Source organism: Nonomuraea sp. NPDC001684 (assembly GCF_053596515.1).
This window is the reverse complement of the sequence record NZ_JBSFGJ010000404.1, coordinates 1-8488: the sequence shown is the minus strand read 5'-3', so window position 1 is coordinate 8488 and position 8488 is coordinate 1. Positions and strand designations below refer to the sequence as shown.

The window sequence follows — 8488 nt, the reverse complement described above, 5'->3', positions numbered from 1 at the left end:
TGGCGGTCTTCCTGTTCCTCGGCGCGTGGAACGACTTCCTGTGGCCGCTGATCGCGCTGCGCACACCTGAGATGTTCACCCTGCCGGTCGTGCACAGCCCCTCGAAGCCGTCCCGCGCCGCGCCGTCCACGACCTCGTCGACGGCGGCCGGCGGCAGGTCCTCGCCCATGCCGTCATGGAGCGCGAGATGGTCGCTGACCAGGCGTTCGAAGGTGTCGAGCGAGTCGTGGTCGGTCAGGGCGAACTCCGGTGCGCCCAGCCGTCGGGTCACACGGCCCAGGAGGGAGGCGAGGCCGGGCGGGCCGGCCAGGCGCACCGGATGCCGCAGGACGTCCACCAGCGGCCGCGCGTCCTGCACGGCCCGGGTCAGACGTCTCAGTTCGGCGGCCACGAGAAGATCACCGCATTCCGTGGATCGTCAGAGGGCGCGCGGGTCGCCGCGCGCCGTGGGATTCGGGAGGTCACGGCGGGCCTCATCGGGTGGTGAAGGGGTGGCCGGTGGTGGTGGCCGTGGCGATCCGGTTGTTGGGGTTGGTGTTCTGCCCGGTGACCAGGACGGCGCCGTACCGGTCGAGGCTGACCCGGCCGCCGTACTCCTCGATCTCGTCGGTGTCCGGGTAGACGTCCACCTTGGTCGGGACGTACCGGGCGGCGAACCCCAGGCGCATCTCGTCGGTCAGGCCCTTGTGCGGCAGCGAGGCGTGCATGAGCGTCGACCAGAACAGGATGGCCTCGCCCGGCCTCATCACCATGGAGACGGCCTGCGACTCGTCGGGCTTCCAGTCGGGGTCGATCTGCAGGTCGCGGTAGTCGTAGCCGAAGAAGCCGCGCCGGACGCCGTCCTTGTCCTCCTGGTTGATCTTGTTGGGGTCGTAGTGCATGCGCTTGGTCTCGTCGTAGAACATCGTCTCGTGGGTGCCGGGGATGAACTGCAGGCACCCGGTGTCCTCGTTCGCCTCGGTGAAGGCGGTCCAGACGGTGATCGTGCCGCCGAACTCCTCCGCCTGCGGCCAGACGATCTGCGGCTTGCCGGAGGCGTTGGCGAAGGTGTCGGCCTGGTGCCAGTCGGTGCCCTCGTCCCCGGGGTACTTGGGGAAGAACTCGGTGCGCCAGCAGAGCACGTCCGGGCCGAGCACGCTGACCACGCGGTCCACGATCTGCGGCCGGCTGATGTGGTCGGCCAGGAAGGGCGAGTCCAGGTGCCGGTCGTAGTTGGAGATGTTGGTGTTGCCCGAGGCGGCGTCGTCGCGGTAGACGGCGTTGCTGCGGTCCATGAGACGCATGCGCTCGCGCCGCCAGTTCTGGCGCATCTCGTCGATCTCGTAGACCTTGAACGGGCCGAAGTAGCCCTGGGTGTGGAAGCTCTTCAGCTCCTCGGGGGTCATCGAGTACTCGCCCCGGACGGTGGTCTCGTGCATGGTCTATCCCCTCACGGTCAGTCGTTCCTCGACGCAGGAGGCCAGGGCGGCGACCGACGCCTCCTCCTCCAGCTCGCGTCCCGTCAGCTCCAGCCCGAAGCGCTCGTTCACCTGGGCGATGATGCGGGTCATCGCCAGCGAGGTCGCGCCCAGATCGAACAGGTCCACCCGGGGTGGCACCTCGTCGCGTTCGAGCACGTCCTCGGCGATGCGCTGCACGACCTTGGCGGCCGACGATGCCTGCGCGGACCTGGCCAGAGCGGCGCGGTCCGCCTTTCCCTGCGGCGTCATGGGGATCTCCGACACGATGTGGTAGGTGGACGGGCGGGCGTGCGCCGGCAACCGGCTCGCGGCCCGCTCGGTGAGCTGGTCGATCAGGTCCGGCCCCGGATCGCCGTCCGGCACGACGAAGGCCAGCAGCCGGACGTCGCCCTCGCCGTAGTCGCGGTGGGCCACCACCGCGTGGGCGACCCCCGGATGGCCGAGCAGGCACAGCTCGATCTCCCTGGGCTCCAGGCGGAACCCGCGGACCTTGATCTGGTCGTCGGACCGCCCGAGGTAGGCGTACTCGCCGCCGGGCAGGCGGGTGACGACGTCGCCGGAGTCGTAGCGGCGGCCGCCGTCCGGCGCGACCCTGAACCGCTCGGCGGTCAGCTCGGGCCGGTCCAGGTAGCCGCGGGCGAGCCCGGGGCCCGAGACGTGCAGGTTCCCTGTGGTCGCCGGGCGTCCGTGCTCGTCGAGCACATCGAGGCGCAGGTCCGGGATGGGCACGCCGATCGGGCTCAGCTCCGGGTGGTCGAGGTCGGCCGCGCGGACGCGGCGGTAGGTCACGTGGACGGTGGTCTCGGTGATGCCGTACATGTTGACGAGCTGCGGGCGCTCGTCGCCGTAGCGGTCGATCCACGGGGCCAGCAGCTCGACGTCCAGCCGCTCGCCGCCGAAGACGATCCGGCGCAGCCGGTACGGCGACGGCTCCTCCTGCCGGGCGTCGGCCGCCACCAGGTGCCGGAACGCGGAGGGCGTCTGGTTCAGCACGGTGACGCCCTCCGCCACCAGCAGCCGGCGCAGCGACTCTGGCGACCTGGCCACCTCGGCCGGGACGATCACCAGCCGGCCGCCGTACAGCAGCGCGCCCCAGAGCTCCCACACCGAGAAGTCGAAGCTGACGGAGTGGAAGAGCGTCCAGACGTCGTCGTCGCCGAAGCCGAACCACTGCTCGGTCCGCTCCAGCAGGCGCACGACGTTGCGGTGCTCGACCAGCACCCCTTTGGGCGCGCCGGTCGAGCCCGAGGTGTAGATGACGTAGGCCAGATCGTCGTCGCGGGCCGTGGCCGCGGGGCGTCCCTCGGGCGGCTCGGCGTCGGCGAGCACGACCTCGCCGGGCAGGACGCCGCCGAGCCGGCCGGCCACCCCGGACGTCGTGACGACCGTGCGGACCCCGCTGTCCTCCAGCAGGTACGCGATCCGCCCCGCCGGGTAGCCGGGGTCGATCGGCACGTACGCGCCGCCCGCCTTGAGTATCGCGAGCAGCCCGGCCACCAGGTCGATGCCGCGGTCGGCGCACAGCCCCACCAGCACGCCGGGGCCGGTCCCCGCGGCCTGCAGCAGGCAGGCCAGCCGGTCGGCGCGGGCGTCCAGGTCTCCGTAGGTGATCTCCTCGGCGCCGCAGGTCACGGCGATCCGGTCGGGGGCCTTCGCGGCGCGCTCGGCGAAGAGCTCGTGCAGGCAGCGGCCGGTCATGTCGCGTACATCCCCCAGTGGTGCGGGGTGAGCCCGGTGTCGTGCATGCTGCCGGGCACGAACATCCTGGCCCAGGTGCCGCCGCCGCGCTCGGGCGCGATGCGCTGCTGGAAGTACAGGTCCCGCACCTTCTCGTCCTTCACGTGCAGCGCCAGGACCTTGTAGTAGGTGCTCAGCGACTTCATGTGGATCAGCCAGTGGATGCGGTCGGCCGCGCCGAAGGCCTCCTCGTAGACGAAGACGGTGGCCTCGCCGGGCAGGTTCTCGTTGATGGACTCGGCGGCCTCGCGGGCGAACGTGCGCCCCTCGGACCGGAAGTCGTAGTCGAGCTGCGCGGTCCGGTGCAGCAGCAGGCCGCAGTTGCCCGAGTGGACGAGCTGCTCGTAGGGCTGCGGCACCTGCTCGCGGGCGCCGGGCAGCCCGGTGATCTCGCCCTGCTGCAGGTAGACCGTGGACTGCTTCTCGCGCTCGCCGTCGACCGCGGTCCCGTACATGCCCCAGAACTGGGGCAGCAGCACGGTCTCGGTCATGCTGCCGTCGACGAAGATCTCGTCCCAGCCGCTGTCGGCGGTGTTGTCGCGGTACTCGTCGTCGGAGGTGCCCATGTGCACCATCTGCTCGTAGGCGTGCAGCGAGCTGAGGTGGATCAGCCAGTGCAGCCGGTCCTTGGTCCCGAACGTCTCCTCGTACAGGAAGACGCTGGCGACGCCCACCTGCTTGGCGGTCACCATCTCGGCCATCATGCGGGCGAACTTGCGCCCCTTGGCGTGGGAGCCGTTCCTGACCTGCGCGGTCCGCTCGACGATCACGCCGGCCGTGGCCGAGTTGATCAGATCCGCCGCGGGCACCGAGGTCTGCTGCTCGGCCGGCGGGATGACGGGATTCGGGTTGGTCATCGTTCCACTCCGTCTGTCGGCTTGTTCGTCACGCTAATGAGGGCCCGCCGTGCTGCCTGCTCAATAGTGAGCAGGGGCTTCACAGCGGGATGTTGGTGTGGTCGCCGCGCAGCGGCACGGCCTTGAGCAGGGCCTCGGCGAGCCGCCGCCGGGTGCCGGCCGGCTCGATCACCTCGTCCACGACGCCGATCTCCACGGCCTTGCCGACGCCGCCGGCCTCGCGTTCGTGCTCGGCGACGAGCCGGCGGCGCAGCTCCTCGCGCCCGTCCCGCGGGCCGTCGCGCAGCTTCCTGCGGTGCAGGATGTCCACGGCGGCCTCGGCGCCCATGACGGCCACCTCGGCGGTGGGCCAGGCGTAGACCGCGGAGGCGCCCAGGGCGCGGGAGTTCATGGCGACGTACGCGCCGCCATAGGACTTGCGCAGCACGAGCGTCACCCGGGGCACGACGGCCTCGGCGAAGGCGTGCAGCAGCTTGGCGCCGCGCCGGACCACACCGTCCCACTCCTGCCGGACGCCGGGCAGGTAGCCGGGCACGTCCACGAGCACGACGAGCGGCACGCCCAGCGAGTCGCACATGCGGACGAACCGCGCGGCCTTCTCGGCCGCCGCCGCGTCGAGGCAGCCCCCCTTGCGCAGCGGGTTGTTGGCGATGACGCCGACGGTCCTGCCGGTCAGCCGGCCGAGCGTGGTGACGAGGTTGGGCGCCCACTTCGGATGCAGCTCCTCGCCGGGGCCGTCGAGCAGCCGGGCGACGATCGGGTGCACGTCGTAGGCGCGCCTGGCGCGTTCGGGGAGCAGGCCGCCGAGCTCGGGGTCGTCGCGGGCCTCCCAGGGGCGCAGCTCGCCCTGGCCGCCGAGCAGGGTGGTGACCCGGCGGGCGGCGGCGACGGCGCCCTCGTCGTCCGGGGTGGTGAGGTGGGCCAGGCCGCTGCGCCTGCTGTGCGGGTCGGGGCCGCCGAGCCGTTCCATGTCGACGTCCTCGCCGGTGACCTTGCGGACGACGTCCGGGCCGGTGACGAAGACGCGCCCGCTCTCGCTCATGATCACCACGTCGGTGAGCGCCGGGCCGTAGGCCGCGCCGCCGGCGGCCGGGCCGAGCACGACGGAGATCTGCGGGACGGCGCCGGAGGCCCGGACCATCGCGGCGAACACCTGGCCGACGCCGTCGAGCGCGGTGACGCCCTCGCCCAGCCGGGCGCCGCCGGAGTGCCAGAGGCCGACGACGGGCGCCCGCTCCCGGACGCCGAGGTCGATGGCCCGGACGATGCGGGCGCAGCCCTCGGCGCCCATCGCGCCGCCCATCCGGCCGGGGTCGGTGGCGTAGGCGACGGCCGGTCCGCCGCCGATGCAGCCGCGGGCGGCGAGCACGCCGCAGCCGTCGTCGCCGTCGTCGTCGCCGGGCAGCGGCCGGACGGTCCCTGGGTCGAAGAGCGCGCGGACCCGGTCCCGCGGGTCGCGGTTCATCCCCAGGTCACCGGGAGGGCGTGCACGCCGTACACGAACATGTCGGAGCGGAAGGGCACCTCCTCCAGCGGCACCGCGAGGCGCAGCCCCGGGAGCCGGGCGAACAGCGTGGACCAGGCGATCTCCAGCTGGGCGCGGGCCAGGAGCTGGCCCATGCACTGGTGGATGCCGAAGCCGAAGGACAGGTGCTCCTGCCGGTCGGCGAGGTCGCCGAAGCGGCCGAAGTCCAGCCGGTCGGGGTCGGCCCACACCTCCTCGTCGCGGTTGGCCGCGGCCAGCACGACGACCACGCCCTCGCCCTTCCTGATCAGCTTGCCGCCGACCTCGACGTCGGCGGTGGCCGCGCGGCGGGCGCCGTAGTCGATGACGGTCTGGTGGCGGATGATCTCCTCGATGGCGGCGGGCAGCGCCTCGGGACGTTCGCGCAGCTCGGCCAGGCGTTCGGGGTTCTCCAGCAGCGCCACGGTGCCCACGCCGATCTGGTTGGCGATGGTCTCGTAGCCGGCCACCATCAGCAGCGTGGCGATGCCGACGACCTCCTCCCGGCTGACCTTGGCCGCCTCGCGGTGGGCGCCCAGGCTGCTGAGCAGGTCGTCGGCGGGCCGCTGCTCGCGCTCGGCGACCAGCCGCTCCAGGTAGTGGCGCAGGTCCTCGCGGACCTTCATGCGCTGCTCGGGCTCCACGTTGCGGTCGCCGATGACCTTGGTGGTCTCGTGGAAGTAGTCGCGGTCCTCGTACGGCACCCCGAGCAGTTCGGTGATGACCTGGGAGGGCAGCGGCAGGGCCAGCGTCTGGACCAGGTCGGCCGGCGGGCCCTGGGCGGCCATCTCGTCCACGAGCGCCTCGGTGATGCGCCGGATGGCCGGGCGCAGCGCCTCGACCCGCCTGCGGTTGAACTCCGGCAGCAGCAGGCGGCGCAGCCGCGAGTGGTCGGGGGGGTCCATCCTGATGAAGGTGCCCGGCCCCGGAGGCTGCGAGGTGAGCCGGGCCGGGAAACCGGGGGTGGCGAAGTCGGAGCTGAACCGGGCGTCGCCGAGCACGGCGCGGGCGTCCTCGTACCGCGTCACCAGCCAGACCTCGCTCCCGTCGAAGTCCAGCCGGACGCGCGTGATGGGCCGCCCCGCCTGCAGGTCCCGGTATTCGGACGGCGGATCCAGCGGGCACGTCCTGGGGATGGGGTAGGAGTCCATGCCAGCAGCCTCGCCCGCGCGCCCGCCCGCGTCTGCTCAACTGTGAGCAGGCTCGTGCGTGCAGGCCGGTACGGGCGGACATGGCGATGGCGGGGCCGCGCACGGCCCCGCCACCCGGTGCTCCGGGGTCACGCCCTGGCGGCACGCCCCTGGTTGGGCGCGGCCTTCTGGTCGGCCTTGCCCGCCTTCGATCGGCCCATCGACATGTCGCGCAGCGGGACCTCCTTCAGGAAGAGGCTGGCCACCAGGCCGATGCCGACCGCGATCGCGCAGGCCAGGAACAGGTCGCCCAGCGCGTCGGCGAGCACCGCCGGCGCGACGCCCTCGCCACCCTGACCGGCGACGCCGAGCCGGGACGACATGATCGAGCCGAGGATCGCCAGCGAGACCGGCCCGGCGATCATCCGCCAGAACTGGATCTGGCTGGTGCCGACGCCCACCTGCTCCATCGGGATCGCGCTCTGCGTGACGGCCGTGGCCATCGGGAACGCGATGCCGATGCCGACGCCGATGAGCACCATGGCGACGATCGGCAGGCCCTGCCCGCTGTCCGGCCCGACGGCCGACAGGATCAGCAGCCCGGCGACGATGGCGGCCATGGCGAACACGCCGAGCAGCCGGTAGCGCGGCATGGCCGTCATCGCCTTGCCGGCGATCGGGGCCATGAGCATCAGGCCGAGCATCATCGGGATCAGCAGCGTGCCGGAGTGGGTCGCGCTCACGCCGAGCACGCCCTGGTAGAGCAGCGGCACGTAGAAGGCCGTGCCCATCATGGCGAAGGCGGAGAAGAAGGCCACCACGGCCATGACGGACACCTGGTTGCTCCGGAACAGCGCGAACGGCACCAGCGGGTTCTTGGCCACCCGCGTCTCGACGAAGTAGAACGCCACCAGCAGCACGGCGCCGCCGATCAGCAGGGCCAGCACCTCGGGCGAGGTCCAGGCGTGCCGGTCGCCGGTGAGCGTGAGCCCGATCAGGATCGGGACGAGCCCGGCCACGAGCGTGACGACGCCGGCGAAGTCGATGTCGCGCCAGCTCGCGCCGCTGCGCACGAACGGGACGCCGATCAGCACGGCGGCGATCGCGAGCAGCCCGATGGGCACGTTGACGTAGAAGACCCAGCGCCAGCTCCAGTTGTCGGTGATGAACCCGCCGAGCGGCGGCCCGATCACCATGCTGAGGCCGGAGAAGCCGAAGAAGACGCCCTGCATCTGGGTGCGGCGCTCGGGCGTGTAGACGTCGGCGAGCAGCGTGAAGACGTTGGCCATCAGCACGCCGCCGAACAGCCCCGCCAGCCCGCGCGCTCCGACGAGCTGGGGCATCGTCTGGGCCGCGCCGCACAACCACGACGCCACCAGGAAGCCCGCCAGACCGACGAGCAGCACCGGTTTGCGGCCGAACATGTCGCCGAGCTTCCCGGCGATCGGCACGACGACGGCGGCCGCGACGGCGTAGGAGACCCCCACCCACGCGTACAGCGACAGGCCGTGCAGGTCGGCGGCGATCCGGGGCATCGCCGCCCCCACCACCGAGACGTCGATCGACGCCAGCGCCAGGGCCAGGAGTGCGCCGATGGTGGCGAACAGCTGGCCGCGCGTACTCGAACCGGTTTGGTTCATGTCATCGCCTCCCTTGTTCTTGGCAGCCGTCCCACTTCTTCGCGGACCCATGCCGACTCCAGCCCACACGAAAGCGCCCCGCGGGTCTGCTCAACACTGAGCATCCGGGGAGCGCCCGGCTTCCTACCATCGGCCGCATGACGACGCACCCGGCAGCACT

General features: G+C 72.1%; 7 protein-coding genes. All 7 read right to left on the bottom strand.

Features of this window, described 5'->3' with window-relative positions; translation table 11 throughout:
• Nucleotides 1-391: hypothetical protein (locus tag ACWCSD_RS41450; RefSeq protein ID WP_449923154.1), on the bottom strand; the 391-nt coding region annotated here is incomplete at its 3' end.
• 82 nt (nucleotides 392-473) lie between these two features.
• Nucleotides 474-1418 (bottom strand): chlorinating enzyme, encoded by a 945-nt coding sequence (locus ACWCSD_RS41445; protein ID WP_397166523.1) that lies wholly within the window; start codon nucleotides 1416-1418, stop codon nucleotides 474-476.
• Between the two features lie 3 nt (nucleotides 1419-1421).
• The gene (locus ACWCSD_RS41440) at nucleotides 1422-3158 is read right to left on the bottom strand and encodes an amino acid adenylation domain-containing protein (protein WP_449923150.1); all 1737 of its coding nucleotides are present in this window, start codon (nucleotides 3156-3158) and stop codon (nucleotides 1422-1424) included.
• Nucleotides 3155-4054, bottom strand: coding sequence for a DUF6039 family protein (locus ACWCSD_RS41435; protein WP_364412058.1), 900 nt, complete (start codon nucleotides 4052-4054; stop codon nucleotides 3155-3157). The genes ACWCSD_RS41440 and ACWCSD_RS41435 overlap by 4 nt, the downstream gene beginning before the upstream one ends.
• Before the next feature lie 79 nt (nucleotides 4055-4133).
• Nucleotides 4134-5519 carry an acyl-CoA carboxylase subunit beta gene (locus ACWCSD_RS41430; protein ID WP_397166525.1) on the bottom strand — a complete coding sequence of 462 codons (1386 nt, stop codon included), beginning with the start codon at nucleotides 5517-5519 and terminating at the stop codon, nucleotides 4134-4136.
• A complete protein-coding gene (locus ACWCSD_RS41425; protein WP_449923145.1) occupies nucleotides 5516-6709 on the bottom strand; it encodes a cytochrome P450 in 1194 nt (397 codons plus the stop codon). The genes ACWCSD_RS41430 and ACWCSD_RS41425 overlap by 4 nt, the downstream gene beginning before the upstream one ends.
• 128 nt (nucleotides 6710-6837) lie before the next feature.
• Complete coding sequence (locus ACWCSD_RS41420; RefSeq protein WP_358298235.1) at nucleotides 6838-8328, bottom strand: MFS transporter; 1491 nt, start codon at nucleotides 8326-8328, stop codon at nucleotides 6838-6840.
• Nucleotides 8329-8488 lie beyond the last annotated feature (160 nt).

What these genes read in the sequence shown, in the direction of transcription:
- ACWCSD_RS41440 (WP_449923150.1), bottom strand. Translation starts at nt 3,158, where the DNA reads ATGACCGGCCGCTGCCTGCACGAGCTCTTCGCCGAGCGCGCCGCGAAG.
- ACWCSD_RS41420 (WP_358298235.1), bottom strand. Translation starts at nt 8,328, where the DNA reads ATGAACCAAACCGGTTCGAGTACGCGCGGCCAGCTGTTCGCCACCATC.
- ACWCSD_RS41430 (WP_397166525.1), bottom strand. Translation starts at nt 5,519, where the DNA reads ATGAACCGCGACCCGCGGGACCGGGTCCGCGCGCTCTTCGACCCAGGG.
- ACWCSD_RS41425 (WP_449923145.1), bottom strand. Translation starts at nt 6,709, where the DNA reads ATGGACTCCTACCCCATCCCCAGGACGTGCCCGCTGGATCCGCCGTCC.
- ACWCSD_RS41445 (WP_397166523.1), bottom strand. Translation starts at nt 1,418, where the DNA reads ATGCACGAGACCACCGTCCGGGGCGAGTACTCGATGACCCCCGAGGAG.
- ACWCSD_RS41435 (WP_364412058.1), bottom strand. Translation starts at nt 4,054, where the DNA reads ATGACCAACCCGAATCCCGTCATCCCGCCGGCCGAGCAGCAGACCTCG.